The organism is Clostridium sp., from assembly GCF_032552055.1.
In the GTDB taxonomy this organism is placed as follows: Bacteria; Bacillota; Clostridia; order Clostridiales; family Clostridiaceae; genus Clostridium.
Map to the genome: position 1 here is coordinate 1 of NZ_JAWGSV010000067.1, position 13,726 is coordinate 13,726.

At 28.0% G+C, this 13,726-nt stretch carries 14 protein-coding genes, 1 riboswitch and 1 other annotated feature; of the genes, 11 read left to right on the forward strand and 3 right to left on the reverse strand.

Annotation, left to right across the window (positions count from 1 at the left end; genetic code table 11):
- A partial coding sequence (treR, locus tag E6248_RS06600) for a trehalose operon repressor (RefSeq protein WP_316340022.1) occupies positions 1–602 on the forward strand: 602 nt, incomplete at its 5' end.
- 34 nt (positions 603–636) lie between these two features.
- Here the strand turns inward: treR and E6248_RS06605 are convergent.
- A complete protein-coding gene (locus E6248_RS06605) occupies positions 637–1,326 on the reverse strand; it encodes a DUF4956 domain-containing protein (RefSeq protein ID WP_316340023.1) in 690 nt (229 codons plus the stop codon).
- A complete protein-coding gene (locus E6248_RS06610) occupies positions 1,320–2,066 on the reverse strand; it encodes a polyphosphate polymerase domain-containing protein (protein ID WP_316340024.1) in 747 nt (248 codons plus the stop codon). The genes E6248_RS06605 and E6248_RS06610 overlap by 7 nt, the downstream gene beginning before the upstream one ends.
- A 232-nt stretch (positions 2,067–2,298) precedes the next feature.
- Here E6248_RS06610 and E6248_RS06615 point away from each other — a divergent pair, with 232 nt between their 5' ends.
- The 7 genes from E6248_RS06615 (at position 2,299) to E6248_RS06645 (ending at position 10,820) form a co-directional block, all read left to right on the forward strand.
- Positions 2,299–2,901 (forward strand): C40 family peptidase, encoded by a 603-nt coding sequence (locus E6248_RS06615; protein ID WP_316340025.1) that lies wholly within the window; start codon positions 2,299–2,301, stop codon positions 2,899–2,901.
- An 81-nt stretch (positions 2,902–2,982) separates the two neighbouring features.
- On the forward strand, positions 2,983–3,501 hold the full coding sequence (locus E6248_RS06620; RefSeq protein WP_316340026.1) for an RNA polymerase sigma factor: 519 nt from the start codon (positions 2,983–2,985) through the stop codon (positions 3,499–3,501).
- A complete protein-coding gene (locus E6248_RS06625; protein WP_316340027.1) occupies positions 3,485–4,903 on the forward strand; it encodes a DUF4179 domain-containing protein in 1,419 nt (472 codons plus the stop codon). The genes E6248_RS06620 and E6248_RS06625 overlap by 17 nt, the downstream gene beginning before the upstream one ends.
- A 106-nt stretch (positions 4,904–5,009) precedes the next feature.
- Positions 5,010–5,278 (forward strand) — a binding site (T-box leader).
- A gap of 123 nt (positions 5,279–5,401) precedes the next feature.
- Positions 5,402–6,607 (forward strand): tyrosine--tRNA ligase, encoded by a 1,206-nt coding sequence (gene tyrS / locus E6248_RS06630; protein WP_316340028.1) that lies wholly within the window; start codon positions 5,402–5,404, stop codon positions 6,605–6,607.
- A 298-nt stretch (positions 6,608–6,905) separates the two neighbouring features.
- Positions 6,906–7,631: a MurR/RpiR family transcriptional regulator gene (locus E6248_RS06635; RefSeq protein ID WP_316340029.1), complete on the forward strand. Its 726-nt coding sequence runs from the start codon at positions 6,906–6,908 to the stop codon at positions 7,629–7,631.
- A 250-nt stretch (positions 7,632–7,881) separates the two neighbouring features.
- A complete protein-coding gene (locus E6248_RS06640; protein WP_316340030.1) occupies positions 7,882–9,477 on the forward strand; it encodes a PTS transporter subunit EIIC in 1,596 nt (531 codons plus the stop codon).
- A 14-nt stretch (positions 9,478–9,491) separates the two neighbouring features.
- On the forward strand, positions 9,492–10,820 hold the full coding sequence (locus E6248_RS06645; RefSeq protein ID WP_316340031.1) for a 6-phospho-alpha-glucosidase: 1,329 nt from the start codon (positions 9,492–9,494) through the stop codon (positions 10,818–10,820).
- Between the two features lie 160 nt (positions 10,821–10,980).
- Here E6248_RS06645 and E6248_RS06650 read toward each other — a convergent pair whose 3' ends face one another.
- On the reverse strand, positions 10,981–11,151 hold the full coding sequence (locus E6248_RS06650) for a hypothetical protein (protein ID WP_316340032.1): 171 nt from the start codon (positions 11,149–11,151) through the stop codon (positions 10,981–10,983).
- A 169-nt stretch (positions 11,152–11,320) separates the two neighbouring features.
- Positions 11,321–11,425: riboswitch (TPP riboswitch) on the forward strand.
- A gap of 86 nt (positions 11,426–11,511) precedes the next feature.
- On the opposite strand from E6248_RS06650, the gene thiD reads away from it, so the two are divergent.
- From thiD to thiE, 3 genes are all read left to right on the forward strand, one after another.
- On the forward strand, positions 11,512–12,309 hold the full coding sequence (thiD, locus tag E6248_RS06655) for a bifunctional hydroxymethylpyrimidine kinase/phosphomethylpyrimidine kinase (protein WP_316340033.1): 798 nt from the start codon (positions 11,512–11,514) through the stop codon (positions 12,307–12,309).
- 15 nt (positions 12,310–12,324) lie between these two features.
- The gene (thiM, locus tag E6248_RS06660) at positions 12,325–13,110 is read left to right on the forward strand and encodes a hydroxyethylthiazole kinase (protein WP_316340034.1); all 786 of its coding nucleotides are present in this window, start codon (positions 12,325–12,327) and stop codon (positions 13,108–13,110) included.
- A gap of 39 nt (positions 13,111–13,149) precedes the next feature.
- On the forward strand, positions 13,150–13,726 hold a 577-nt coding region (gene thiE / locus E6248_RS06665), incomplete at its 3' end, for a thiamine phosphate synthase (RefSeq protein ID WP_316340035.1).

Consider the following 13,726-nt stretch of genomic DNA (forward strand, 5'->3'; position numbering starts at 1 on the left):
AGTATAGTGTTTCAAGGGATACTATAAGAAAATCATTAAATTTATTAGAACAAAATGGATACATACAAAAATTAAAAGGTAAGGGTTCTTTTGTACTAGATATCAATAAATTCAATTTTCCTGTTTCTGGAATAAGAAGTTTTAAAGAATTAATTGAGAGTATGGGGAAAGAAATAATAACTTTAGTAGAAGAATTAAGTCTTAAGGCTCCAAGCAATAAGACTAAGACTAAGTTAGAGTTAAGAGATGAAGATTATGTATGGAAAATAGTTAGAGTAAGAAAAATTGATGGGGAAAGAATAATTCTAGATAAAGATTATTTTAATTCGAAATTTGTTCCTACATTGACCTTAGAAGTATGTAAGGATTCTTTATATAATTATATTGAAGGTGAGCTTGGGCTTAAAATATCCTATGCAAAAAAGGAAATAACTGTACAGCAAGCAACAGAAGAAGATAAAAAATATTTAGATTTAGGAAGAGATAACATGGTAGTTGTAGTTAAGAGTTATACATATCTAGAAGATAGGAGTCTTTTCCAATACACAGAATCTAGACATAGAACAGATAAATTTAAATTCGTAGATTTCGCAAGGCGTTAAATAAAAATAACAGGGATGAACCCTGTTATTTTTATTAGCTATAAACTTTTTCTTCAAATCCTGCAAAGTTTAATGAAATATTTAAGTTTCCGTTTTTGACTCTTAGTTCATCTATAAATTTCTTTTGATTTACATCAAGTTTCATTTGAACTATATAATGAATTTCAAAAAGTGAGCCAAAGTCTCTAGTTTTAATAGTTTCAATATACCAAGAGTCAGTGTATTTATTTAAAATTCCATCAAATATTCCATCATAGTTTAAGTCTTCTGGAATTGTTATTTTAAGCTTAGATGTCTTTGTTTTAGGCATAGAAAACTTAGTTATATCTAAAATTAATGTTAATGCACAAAGAACTATAGTAAATATAAATGCATATCCAATATAACCCATACCACAAGTAAGACCTACAGCTAAAGTGAAAAATACATATGTTATATCTTTTGGATCTCCAGGAGCACTTCTAAAACGAATTATTGAAAAAGCTCCAGCCAAACTAAAGGCTCTTGCAACATTATTACCTACTAATAGAATTATTATTGATATAATTACAGGAAGCATAATTAATGTTACAGTAAAACTTGGAGCATAGCCCTCTCTTTTATGGGTCTTTATATATGCAAGACTTATAATTAAGCCAAGTACTATTGAAGATGAAATGATTAGTAAAGCATTAATTAAAGTAAATGATTCCCCGTTAGTTGATGATATTATTGTTTCTAGCATATGTTTTTCCTCCTTGAGTTATAATTATTATTTAAACAATATTTTACATATTCACTTCCGTATTTTGAAAAGTGAGTATTATATATTTCTAATTCAGACATGGTTTTGCTTAACCATATTGGAATTGCGCCTAATATTTTTACTTCCATAAGATAAGAATTGCTAGGAAGAATATTTTCACCATATAATCCAAGTTGAAGAGAGAGATTATCCCTTCTACTTAAAATATTAGAATCAAAGGTTATTCTAAAATCTTTATCATTCTTTCCAAAGAAAGCTTTTCTACTATAACTTATATAAACCCTTGGAGAGACTTTATTATTATTTAAGTAGTATTCTATTTCATCTAAAACTTGATTATTTAGAAAGTCTAATGACTTGGGTCTGATCCTATCTTCTAAAAACTTATAAGCTTCTTTTAAAGTTAGAGTTGCTCTTCTTTTATTCACTATTCCATTAATTTTTTTCTTAAGCTCTAGGAAGACTTTATCATTTTCTCCTATAGGAGCTTTATAACTTCTTAATCTAAGTTTTTCCTTATAATAAGGTTTATTAATTGAATGTCTTATTACCTGATTATCTAAAGTATCATAATAAATACTATAAATATTGTAGTTCTCTCCATTCTTACAGAATTTATCTTCATTCATATATTCATAAAGAATTGGAAGAAGTTTTTTATATTGAGTTTCATTTAAAATAAACTTCTTTTCATATCTTTGAAAGGACTTTATAGCCATGAAATACCTCCTATTAATTTAGTTTCTGAGGTAATTATATAAAGTTAACCTTAAATAAATCTTAAATTATAATTTTTACTTGAAGATAAGATAGCTTTTTATTATAGATAATAATAACTAATTAAATATTATAAGCTTTTTAATAATTTCTTAATCAAAAAGTAATTAGGCAAGTGAGTATGTGATGTAAAATTATAGTAAGGAATGATGTAAGGGAGAGATTTATATTAAAGTGAAAAGGTTTAAAAATGGTAAAAGAACTTTTATTATATTAGCGTGTATAGGCGCTGTAATATTAATATTTAGCAGTCTAATTAAAAGAGATAAGTATAAAAATGAAGGAATTAATATGACAGAGGTAGAAAAGAAAATAGTAAGTGAGGTTATTGAATTAGCAGAATCAAAGATAGGTCTTCAATATGTTTGGGGTGGTAAAGGAGAAATAATGACAGAAGAAAGACTGAATGAGCTCATTAGTTATTATGGAGATAGTTACTATCCTTTAAGTCAAGAAACTTATGTAGGAGAACAAGCTTTTGATTGTTCAGGATTAACATACTGGGTTTATAGAGAAGTTACTGGTGTAGAAATAGGATATTCTACTTATGATCAAGAAGATGAATTACAAGGGTATGAAGTTAGCAAAGAAGAATTACAGCCAGGGGATTTAATTTATACCCCAGGCCATGTAGTTTTATATAAGGGAAAGGGAAAAATAATTAATGCTTATAACAAATATATATATCCAATTGGAGGAGTAAAAGAAAGCAATCTTAATATAAGTAATGATAGTGTAATTTATAGACCGCTAGATTATATAAATTCTTTAAAATAAATTTAAAGGATAGGGAACTTTTTCTTTTATATGCTACTCTTACATATGTAAGGATAGAGATAAGGTTAAGGGGGGACGGATTTGGAGCTAGAAGTTAAGAGGGCTAGAAATGGAGATAAAGAGGCATTATTATCATTAATTATGAATGAAAAAGATAATTATTATAAGCTTGCCTACTTTTATATGAAGAATGAGCATGATGCTTTAGATATTCTTCAAGAAATGATAATAGTCTTATACAAGGAAATTCCAAAATTAAGAAAATTAAATTCATTTTACAGCTGGAGCAAAAAAATATTAGTGAATCTATGTAAAAAGGAATTATCAAAGAAGACAAATGAAGAGTTAGATTTATTCTATCCTATAGAAGAAAAAGGCTTTAAAGAATCAGAAAATAAAATTTATTTAAAATCACTTATTGAAAGCTTAAATGATGATCAAAAAGAAGTAATAAAGCTTAGATACTACTTAGATTATTCTTATGATGAAATATCTCAAATAATGGATATTCCACTTGGAACAGTTAAGTCTAGAATTAATAAAGGCCTTAATAAAATAAGAAAAGATATAGGTGGTGATATAAATGATGGACTTAGATAAGGAATTAAAGAATTTAAAGGAAGAGGGAATAAAGGCACCTGATAATTTTGAAGAATTAATGAGGGGAGCTTTAAATAAAAATAATATTGAAAATGAAAGAATAGAAATAAAGAAGAGGTTAAATTTTAATAATAAGTATTTAAGGATAGCTTTAATATTAATGGCATTTATATTTGTATTTAATTTCAATTCAGTATCAGCAATGATAAAGAAGCTTATTGGTTATGAGAGCTATTTTAGTTACTATAGTTACGTTGAAAAACTTAATGAAAGTGGAGAGCTTCAAGAAGTTAATGAGAAACTTAAATTTAAAAATGGCAAAGAAGTGACAATTGAAGCTGTAGTTTATGATAATAAATATGTTTCTGTTTTTATGAAGGGAAATATTAATTATATAGAGAAGTTTGTGCCAACTGATGATATTCCAGAAGATGAGCTTTCTGAAAATAGGACTTCTGAAGAGTTTGAAGATATAAGTTCAAAATCAAATATAGAGGTTTTAGATGGAGAAATTGCATCAGGTTCAAGTGTATATAGTGAAAAGAATGGTAATGGTGATACCTTATGTGTTCAAATATTTAAAGTTGGAGAAAATAAAGATGAGTTTAATTTAAGGTTTACGGAAGATGGAGAAAGCAAAGAAGTTACTATAGATATAGACAATTCAAAAATTGTAGAAGTAAAAAATATTAAACCAGAAGAGAATAAGATAGAAATAGATGGTGTTAAGTTTATAGTAAATAATTTAAGAGTTAGTCCACTTGCTATAAATTTAGATTATTCAGTTGTTTCAGATGATGAAGATAAAGTTAAAGCCATTCAAGTGAACAATGGAAATTTCTTTAATGAGGGTATACATTTAATACCTAGTATAGAGGGTGAGAATATTGAAAGAATGGGCATATTTGGAGCATATGACGAAAAAGAAGTTTTAGACAACGGAATTAGACTGGTTGAAAATTTTGTTCTAAAAGATTTAGCTATAGATAAGTTTAATAAAGCTAAGATAGTTATTGTAAGGGCAAATTTTAGTGAAGATTTAAATTTAGATACAGATAGTAGCATAAAGGATACCTGGATAAATGATAATTTATTTTTAGAAGAATTAAGTTATGATGAAGAAACAGAAACTTATGATATAGCTTATTGGAGTAAGTATAAGACAATTTGGTTTGAAAAATATTTACCATACGAAATAATACCTTATGATGGGTTAATTTCATTTGAACCTTCGGTACATCAAAGTAATATAGATGATTATCTAGGGAAAGATTTTAGAAAATATATATTTATGAGGAGACAGCTATATATTGGAGAAGGGAAAAAATTCTTTATTATTAATAATAAAGCCTTAGATATTAGCAAAAAAGATAGAACTATTAAAGTGAAAATAGATTATTAGTTTATGGAATATTGAAAAAATATTGACAATAATAAAAATAACCTTTATAATCCATATTAATAAATAAGCATAACTAAGAGTTAGCAATAATTCGGAGTATAAGATAATACAAGCTATGATAAGAACAAGTAGTAATTAGTAAACTTACAGAAAGTTACCGGCTGATGAGAGGTGCAAGATAAGCTAATTATGAATACATCTTTGAGCTTCACACCAAATAACCAATAAGGTTTAGTAGGCTGTGACGTATTCCTTGCACACGTTATAGTGCTAGAGTATTACCTAGTTTTAACTAGAGTACTCGAAAAGGTAGGCAATGTGAGTTGTCTATGAACTTAAGGTGGTAACACGAAGAATTTATCTCTCGTCCTTTAGAAATAAGGGGCGGGAGTTTTTTTGTTTTCAGAAATCAATTAAGTTCTAAATTATCAAAAAAGCTTTTGTACATTATTCTTATAGAGCTTGCTTATATTTTTAAATATAAGAGGAGTGTTAAAAATGAAAAAATCAGTAGAAGAACAACTAAAAATTATTAATAAGGGGGCAAGTTTAATAGTTAATGAAGAAGAACTTAAGTTAAAACTTGAGAAGTCATTAAGAGATGATAAGCCATTAATTATTAAGTTAGGACTTGACCCAAGTGCACCAGATATACATCTAGGTCATGCTGTAGTTTTAAGAAAGATAAAGCAAATGCAAGATTTAGGTCATAAGGCAGTAATAGTTATAGGAGATTTTACTGGGAAGATTGGAGATCCAACAGGAAAGGCTAAGGGGAGAAAAGCATTAACAGATGAAGAAGTGTTAAAAAATGCTGAGACATACAAAAATCAAATATTTAAAGTTTTAGATAAAGACAAAACTGAAGTTAAATTTAATAGTGAATGGCTTTCAAAATTGAATTTTGATGATGTATTAAAGTTAGCTGCAACTACTACAGTAGCGAGAATGATGGAAAGAGATGATTTTCAAAAAAGATATAAGAATAATGTATCAATAGGGATTCATGAGTTTTTTTATCCACTAATGCAAGCATATGATTCCATTGCATTAGAAGCTGATATAGAACTTGGAGGAACAGACCAAACTTTTAATATATTAATGGGAAGAACTCTTCAAAAGGCAGTAGGCCAAGAACAACAAATCGCCATGTTTATGCCTATATTAGAGGGATTAGATGGAATAGAAAAAATGAGTAAGAGTTTAGGAAATTATATTGGAGTAAATGAGCCAGCTAATATAATGTTTAAAAAGGTTATGGAGGTTCCAGATAGTTTAATTATTAAATACTTTGAGTTAGCTACAGATGAGCATCCTAATGAAATAGAAAAAATAAAAGAAAGGCTTAAATCAGGAGAGAACCCAAGAGATATTAAACTGGAATTAGCAAAAATAATAACAACTCTATACCATTCAAATGAAGAGTGTATGGAAGCAATAGATTTTTATAATACAGCTTTTTCTAAAAAAGAAATACCGGATAATCTTCCAGAATTATTATGTGATGGAGAAGTACTAAGAGATATACAAGATATATTAATAAAAGAAAAATTGATACCAAGTAAAAAAGAATTTTTTAGATTGTTAAATCAAGGTGGAGTTCAATTAAATGGGAAGAAAATATATTCATTAGGTACTAAAATTAAAAATGAAGATGTACTAAAAATAGGAAAGAAAAAATTTCTTAAGTTAATTATTGATTAGATAAAGCTAATATATAAACTAGACTATTGTATTTATTAAGTATTTTTAATAGTACATTATCAAAAAGGTTCTTTGAATTATTTGTTTATTGTTAGATATACATTAAGAAATTTTTATGATAGTACTAGGATGCCGTATTTTAAAATTATAATACGGCATTTTTCTATAACTTAAAGAATATAAAAAGTTTCAAAAGAAAAATTTTATAACTACTTTAGTAATAAGGGTTCTTAAAGAAATTGTGAATTTTATAAAAAAACATTATACTATATTTAGTAGTTATTACTGGAGGTATCTTATGAAGTTTGACATTTATAAAATTGCGGATAATTATAATCTAACAGAAACTGAAAGACAAGTACTTGAATATATATTAAAAAATATTGATGATGTTTTAGATAAAGGAGTAAGAGAAATTGCTCATATTAATTATACATCTGCAACAACGATAATAAGATTATCAAAGAAGTTGGGGTATACTGGATATGTAGACATGCTATATAGATTGAACTTTATAATGAAGAATAATGAGAAAAATCAGAATCGTACTTCTGACATAACAAACTTTATTAATGAAATAGATAAGGATGTTATAGAAAATTTTATAAAGACTTTAATAAAGCATAGACAAGATATAATTTACATTACAGGTACAGGATTTTCATCACCAATTGTAGACTTTTTCTGTAGAAAAATGCTTGTGTTAGGATTTAAGTGCATAAAAACTAATTCTTATGGTGTGTATGATAATAATGAAATAGGAGGAACTTTAGTAATAGGGATATCTAAAAGTGGAGAAACAGACAGTGTAACTAAAGTAATAGATTATGCTAAAAAAAATAATTTAGATATTATTGCTTTTACTGGAAAGCAAAATAGTCATATGGCTGAAGTAGCTAGTATAAACTTTAATATATTAGATGATAAGGAACTAGATGATAGAAATATTACATCTAATTATTTTTATGCTAGAGTGATGATTGTAATGGAGTATTTATTAGATAAAGTGATGAATAGATTATAAAAAGTTAAGCAAGAAAATCATTATATAAAAAATAAACAGATAAAAAAATAATATTAAATAGTAAATAAATCGCTGGTATAACAATGCTTTCAGCGATTTATTTATTTATATGTAAAGGTAAACATGTTTACTTTTTAGGTAACATGTTACTGAAAGGGTTAAAACTATTAACAAGATTTATTAAAGATGTTATTCTATCTTCAAGGTAATTACCAATTAGAAAATTTAAGTAGATAAGGGGAACATTAGAATGAAAGATAAGATTTTAGATAGTATGCAGAAGTTCGCTAAAGCTATGATAGGACCCGTTTTATTTTTACCAATAGTAGGTATGTCAATAGCATTAACAGCTGTATTAACAAACACAACTATAGTTAGTGAAGGTGGAGTAATCTGGACGATTGGAAAGTTCTTTAATGGTATGTTGTCACCTATTATGGGTAATTTAAGTATTCTGTTTTGTGTCGGAATTGCAATAGGTATGGCTAAAAAGAAGAAAGCAGAAGCTGCTTTTGTAGCAATTATGTCTTATATTTTATTTTTAGGAGCAAATAGTAAGTGGTTAGAGTTATCAGGGAAGTTAATAGCAGGTAATACTGCTGGTGATTTATATGGTACAGGACAAACAATTCAATTAGGTTTTCATGTAACAGATATGGGAGTTTTTCTTGGAATGATATTAGGAGTTGCAGTTGCTGTAATTCATAATAAGTATATAAATAAAGAGTTCAAGGGAGCAATGGCCCCTTATGGTAACAGTAAACTTGTATTTATGATTATGATTCCAATAGTTGCTATCTTAAGTATTGGAGCAACATATATTTGGCCAACTATAGCTAATGGAATCACAGCTCTTACAGGATTTATGAGTACAGCAGGGGCTTTAGGAGTATTTGTTTACGGTTTCTTAAATAGATTCTTAGTGCCTACTGGCTTACATCATTTAATATGGTCTCCATTCTTATATTCAGCAGTTGGAGATCAAATGATAATAAATGGAGAAAATGTTATAGGAGCTAAACCTGTATTTTTAGCATTACTAAATGATCCAACAATTGCAATGATGCCAGATTCAGCTAGATTCTTAAATTATGGATTAGTTAAAACTTTTGGGGTAATTGGAGTTGCTTTAGCATTCTATTATACAGCTAAGAAAATAAAGCGTAGTAATTTAAAAGCTCAATTAATTCCATCCACTTTAACAGCAGTAATAGCTGGCATTACAGAACCATTAGAATTTACATTTATATTTGCTGCTCCATTATTATGGTTTGTATATTCAGTTATAGATGGATTTTTCCAAATGATAGTTTATGTACTTAATGTAAGAGTATGCGCAACAAATGGTATTTTAGATTTTCTTGTAATAAATCTACCAGCAGGAATAGGAAAAACTCATTGGCCAATTTATATTTTAGTTGGATTAGTTGAAATAGTAGTAATTTTTGTAGTATTTAAGTTTATGATTGAGAAAATGAATTTAAAGACTCCAGGAAGAGAAGATGATGAGAGTGATACTGCAATAGATTTAAATGAGAATGCAACAAAAGTAAAAAAAGAAATGAAAAATTCAAATAAGGGAATTGAGAATGCAGCAAATGATAGAGAAAAAGCTTTGACTATTATTAAAGCTTTAGGAGGAAAAGAGAATATCGTTACAGTAGAAAATTGTTTCTCAAGACTTAGAGTTGATGTTTTAGATGACACTATAATTGATGAAAAATCATTAAAAACAACAGGAGCATCAGGAGTAGTAAGAAAAGGAAAGAATATACAAGTAGTATATGGTCTTTCAATAAACAAAATAAGAACTATAGTAGATGAAGCATTAGAAATAGCAGAATAGGGAGGAATATAGTTATGAAAAAATTTAAATTAGTAATTGTAGGTGGAGGAAGTACTTATACACCTGGGATTGTAAAAAGCTTATTATCTAAAAAGGAAGAATTTAAAATTGATGAACTAAGATTATATGATATAAACGAAGAACGTCAAAATAAAGTTGGGGTAATAGTAAAAAAAGTTGTTGAAAAATTTGATCCAGAAGTTAATTTAATTTTCACAACTAATCCAGAAGAAGCATTTAAAGACGCTGATTTTATTTTTGCTCAAATGCGTGTTGGATTATATAAGATGAGAGAATTAGATGAAAAAATACCTCTAAAATATAATGTTGTTGGACAAGAAACTTGTGGACCAGGAGGATTAGCATATGGTTTAAGAACTATATATCCAATGGTTGAAATGATAGATTACTGCGAAAAATATGCAAATAAAAATTATTGGATAGTAAATTATTCTAATCCAGCAGCTATAGTAGCTAAAGCTATGTATAAGTTAAGACCAAATGCAAGAATTTTAAATATATGTGATATGCCAGTTGCAATCATGAGAAATATGGCCAATATACTAGACTGTGATAGACATGAAATAGAAGCAGATTATTTTGGATTAAATCACTTTGGTTGGTTTACAAATATTAGGGTTAATGGAGTAGATAAAACAGAAGAACTTAAAAACTATGTTTTTGAACATGGATATTTACCACCAGATTCAAGAAGTGAAGTAAGACATAATGATGCATCATGGCTTCATACTTTCACTAATGCAAAACATATGTTACAAATGTTTCCTAAATATCTTCCTAACACATATATGCAATACTATCTTCTAGGAGATGAAGTTGTTGGACATTCTGATAAAAATCATACTAGAGCAAATGAAGTAATGGAAGGAAGAGAAAAGAAAATATTTGAAACGGTGGACAAGTATAATGCTACTGGAGAAATTGATCTTACACCATTCTTCACTGGAGTACATGGAGAATTTATAGTAGAAGTTGCTATGAGCTTAGCTTTTGACCTAAGAAAGAGACATTTAGTAATGGTTGAAAATAATGGAGCAATTAATAACTTACCAGATGATGCTATGGTGGAAATTCCAGCATATATAACAAAGGATGGTCCAGAAGCCGTTCGTGTTGGAGAAATTCCTACTTTCTATAAGGGATTAATAGAACAACAAGAAGCTTGTGAAAAGTTAGTAGTTGAAGCTGCAATTGAAAAATCTTATGAAAAGGCTTTAATGTCATTTACTATGAGCAAAACAGTTCCATCTGCTTTTGTAGCTAAGCAAATATTAGATGATATGATAGAAGCTAATAAGGAATATTGGCCAGAACTAAATTAATATCTTAAAAAAGGTTGTTGTTTTTTCAACAACCTTTTTATACATAAATACTTATTACTAATATTAAGAAGTATACTTTTGTAATGTAGAAGTTAAATAACATAATGTAGTGAATAGTTGCAAAGCTACTAAACAAGAACTATGTTATTTAACTAAAAAATTATTTATTATGAGATAGCTTTGATCTCTTGGTAAATTTTTTACCGTTTGAATGAGATCCTTTTTTTACTCCATTCTCGATACCAATCTCAGCTCCTGATTCGGAATACATTTTTCTAAGTTCTGCATTAGATTTTGGTCTATCTTTTTGTTTGTTTTTATTATTATCCATTCTAATTACCTCCAAGATATTTATCTTTTATAGTTTGTCCGATTATAAAGAAAAAATATTATAAAATAAAAAGATATTAATCCATTTAAAACAGAAATTACAAACTATTTTTAAAATATATCATTATATACATTTATAGATTATTATGGTAAAATTAAATAAAAATTAAATATTTAGCTAGGGGTGCCATAAGGCTGAGAAATAAAGTTAGATTTGTTAACCCTAATTACCTGAACTGGATAATGCCAGCGTAGGAAAGCTTTAAATAGTGTATAAATTAAAACACAATATTTTAGTAACTACTGGCTATATCCAATTTAGGATATAGCTTTTTATTTTGTAATTTTAGGAGGTTTTCAAATGAAAAAATATAAAATACCAACATTGACAATTGCAGGCTCAGACTCCTCTGGAGGAGCTGGAATTCAAGCAGATTTAAAAACTTTCAGTGCAATAGGAACATATGGAATGAGCGTTATAACAGCTATAACAGCACAAAATACTGAAGGCGTATTTATGGTAGAAGATTTAAGTAAGGAGATTATCAGAAAGCAAATAGAAGTTGTTATAGAAGATATAAAACCAAAAGCTATAAAAATAGGTATGGTTTCTAATCCGGAGATAATAAATGAAATTGTTGATACCTTAAGTAAATATGATATTGAATACTTAGTTGTAGATCCAGTAATGATATCAAAAAGTGGATTTTACTTATTAAAGCCTGAAGCAAAGGATGCCTTAATTAAAAATCTTATTCCAAAGGCATATATTTTAACACCAAACACTTTAGAAGCTGAAGAAATAAGTGGAGTAAAAATAAATACTTTAGAAGATATGAAAGAAGCTGGAGAAAAGATATTAGACCTTGGACCTACGTACGTATTGATGAAGGGTGGACATTTAGAAGGTGAAGCAATTGATATATTAATTGGTAAAGATGTCTATAAGGAACTAAAGTCAGATAGACTCAATAATAAAAATACTCATGGAACTGGATGTACATTATCATCAGCTATAACTTCCTACTTAGCTTTAGGTAATGAAATAGAAAAATCAGTCGAATTAGCTAAGGAATATATCACTAATGCTATTAAAAATAGTTTTGATATAGGTAAGGGAGTAGGGCCAGTAAATCATTTTTATAAGTTTATGGAATAAGGAAGGGGTGTGAATATGTTTGAATTAATAGAAAAAGTTAAGGAAGTTAATCCTCTAGTACTTCATTATACTAATGAAGTAACTATAAATGATTGTGCCAATATTACACTTGCTATAGGAGCAAGTCCTTTAATGAGCTATAGTTATGAGGAGTTAGAGGAAATTGTAAGTAAGGCAAGTTCAGTAGTAATAAATATTGGAACAATGAAGTCAGCTAACTTAGATTTATTCTTACAAGCTGGTAAAATGGCTAATAAATATAATAAGCCAGTTGTTTTAGATCCAGTTGGAGTTTTTGCAACCGAAGAAAGAAAAAAGTTAACAGATAAATTAATAAATGAAGTAAATTTTAATGTAATTAAGGGAAATATTGCTGAAATTAAATTCATTGGTGGCTATGAAGGTAATGGACAAGGTGTAGATGCAAAAGAAAGTTATGAGGATATTTCTAATATAATAAAAGAAATAGCTAAAAAAATGAAAACTATTATAGTTGCTACTGGGAAAATTGATTTCATTAGTGATGGAGGTAAAATTATAAAAATAGAAAATGGTAGTGAGCTTCTTAAAAAAGTTACTGGAACTGGATGCATGATAGGAAGTCTTATTGCTTCATTTTTAGGTGCTGAGGGAATAAATATAGAAGCTGTATCTATGGGAGTACTTTCTATGGGAGTAGCAGGTGAGCTTGCATCAAAAAACTGTAAAGGAATAGGAAGTTTCAAAGCTGAACTTATGAATAATATATTCAATTTAGACTCAAAAAAGCTAGAAGAAGTAGCGAAGATAACTGTAAAGTAGTTATTTGAGTATTAGGTGAGAAAGTTAGAGGTAGGACTAATGGAGGAATTAAAGCTTTATTTAATAACTGATTCAGATATTTTAAAAGATAGAGATTTTTATGATGAAATAGAAAATGTTCTTAAAGGTGGAGTTACTATGCTTCAATTAAGGGAAAAAGATGCACTAGGAAAAGAGTTTTTAGAGAAAGCAATTAGGCTTAGAGAATTAACTAAAAAGTATAATGTAAAGTTTATTATAAACGATAGGGTGGATATAGCTTTATTGTGTGATGCTGATGGAGTTCATGTTGGACAAGATGATTTACCAGCAGATAAAGTAAGAAAGTTAATAGGAAAAGATAAAATATTAGGAGTTTCAGCTAGAAATATTGAAGAAGCAATAAAAGCAAAGGAAATGGGAGCAGATTACTTAGGAGTTGGAGCTATGTTTACTACATCAACTAAATCTGATGCTATAGTAGTATCTTTTGATGAGCTTAATAATATTAGGAGAAATGTAAATTTGCCTATAGTAGTTATAGGTGGAATTACTTTAGATAATATAGATAGATTTAAAGAATATAATATAGATGGATATTCAGTTATCTCGGCCATTTTAGGTAGTAATGATATAG

What these genes read in the sequence shown, in the direction of transcription:
- E6248_RS06605 (WP_316340023.1), bottom strand. Translation starts at nt 1,326, where the DNA reads ATGCTAGAAACAATAATATCATCAACTAACGGGGAATCATTTACTTTA.
- E6248_RS06610 (WP_316340024.1), bottom strand. Translation starts at nt 2,066, where the DNA reads ATGGCTATAAAGTCCTTTCAAAGATATGAAAAGAAGTTTATTTTAAAT.
- E6248_RS06625 (WP_316340027.1), top strand. Translation starts at nt 3,485, where the DNA reads ATGATGGACTTAGATAAGGAATTAAAGAATTTAAAGGAAGAGGGAATA.
- tyrS (WP_316340028.1), top strand. Translation starts at nt 5,402, where the DNA reads ATGAAAAAATCAGTAGAAGAACAACTAAAAATTATTAATAAGGGGGCA.
- E6248_RS06635 (WP_316340029.1), top strand. Translation starts at nt 6,906, where the DNA reads ATGAAGTTTGACATTTATAAAATTGCGGATAATTATAATCTAACAGAA.
- E6248_RS06640 (WP_316340030.1), top strand. Translation starts at nt 7,882, where the DNA reads ATGAAAGATAAGATTTTAGATAGTATGCAGAAGTTCGCTAAAGCTATG.
- E6248_RS06645 (WP_316340031.1), top strand. Translation starts at nt 9,492, where the DNA reads ATGAAAAAATTTAAATTAGTAATTGTAGGTGGAGGAAGTACTTATACA.
- E6248_RS06650 (WP_316340032.1), bottom strand. Translation starts at nt 11,151, where the DNA reads ATGGATAATAATAAAAACAAACAAAAAGATAGACCAAAATCTAATGCA.
- thiD (WP_316340033.1), top strand. Translation starts at nt 11,512, where the DNA reads ATGAAAAAATATAAAATACCAACATTGACAATTGCAGGCTCAGACTCC.
- thiM (WP_316340034.1), top strand. Translation starts at nt 12,325, where the DNA reads ATGTTTGAATTAATAGAAAAAGTTAAGGAAGTTAATCCTCTAGTACTT.